Below are 1248 nucleotides of genomic sequence, written 5' to 3'. Positions count from 1 at the left end.
GGCTCTTCTGGCTTTTTGGTGAAAAGTGTATAATGAGATACTACTAATTGATTTCTACCGTATGGATCTTCATCTTGACAGACTGCTTAATCTACCCGATGTTACTGTTGAAAGTTGCATCCAATTCGCACCTGAGGTTATCTTGAAACTCCGCTTCCTTCAGGAAGAAAGTAATTGTCGATACTGCCAGCGTCCGAGCGCTCAATTAAATCAAAACCGACCTGTATTGATACGGGATCTATCGATTTTCGGTCAACCAGTTTATCTGAAAGTTCCGCGTCGCCAATTTTACTGTAGGACTTGTCAGAAATACTTTACGGAAAGTTTGAACTTTGTCGATTGGGAACGGCGATATACCCAACGCTATGAGAATCATATCTATCAGCGAGTTCAAGCAACCACCATCGAACAAGTTAGCCGAGAGGAAAATTTAAGTTGGGATCAAGTACAGGGGATTTTCAATCATAGGTTTGATCAATCAAAAAAGCAGACTGGGGAACGGTTACTCGTCTGAGTATTGATGAAATTAGTAAACGCAAAGGGCATCAAGATTTTGCCACAGTTGTTGCCGATATTGACCGTGGAAAATTGGTTGAGGTGATTGATAGTCACAAACAGGATGACATCATCAAAGTGCTTCAGCAGCAACCGATTGAGCTGCGTGAACAAGTCGAAGAAGTGAGTGTTGATATGTGGGGAGGCTTTCCCAAAGTGGTTCAAGAAGTGTTTCCCAAGGCGCGGATTGTATTTGATCGATTTCACGTGATGAAACCAGTCAATGAAGAGTTAAATAAAGTACGCAAGCAAACTCAAATGACCCTCAAAGGGAGTAAATTCATTCTCCTCAAGAACGGGGTAGATTTGACCGAGGAGCAGAAGGTCAAACTGGCAGACATCTTAAAGCATTCAAAACGGTTGAAACTGGCTTATGAACTCAAAGAAGAGTTCAGAGATATTTTTGAACGTTCTGAGACTGTCGAAGCTGGGAAAGAGCAACTCCTTGCATGGCTAAAAAAAGCTCGTTCGGTTTACTGTGATGTTCTCACAACGATTCGTAATCATCTGGATGGAATCTGCAACTATTTTTTGAACCGAACCACGAGTGGCGTGATGGAGGGAATTAACAATCGAATTAAGTTGATTAAGCGACAAGCCTATGGCTTTATGAACTTTGATAACTTTCGAGCAAGGCTATTAGCTTGCTTTTCTGATTAGGTTTGCTTATCACCTTGACTCCAGAAGAGCCGT

Annotated in this window: 2 protein-coding genes; both read left to right on the top strand. The window is 41.8% G+C overall.

What is annotated here, in order from left to right:
* Positions 1 to 61: 61 nt before the first annotated feature.
* Positions 62 to 514: a transposase family protein gene (locus JGK11_RS32750; RefSeq protein WP_293187228.1), complete on the top strand. Its 453-nt coding sequence runs from the start codon at positions 62 to 64 to the stop codon at positions 512 to 514.
* Positions 478 to 1215, top strand: a complete 738-nt coding sequence (locus tag JGK11_RS32745) for an ISL3 family transposase (protein WP_363319288.1) — start codon at positions 478 to 480, stop codon at positions 1213 to 1215. The genes JGK11_RS32750 and JGK11_RS32745 overlap by 37 nt, the downstream gene beginning before the upstream one ends.
* Positions 1216 to 1248: the final 33 nt, after the last annotated feature.

The sequence above is a fragment of the Microcoleus sp. PH2017_34_RAT_O_A genome (assembly GCF_020737885.1).
GTDB lineage: Bacteria > Cyanobacteriota > Cyanobacteriia > Cyanobacteriales > Microcoleaceae > Microcoleus.
Note: the sequence above shows the minus strand (reverse complement) of the source record. Positions and strands in the feature narration are given on the sequence as shown.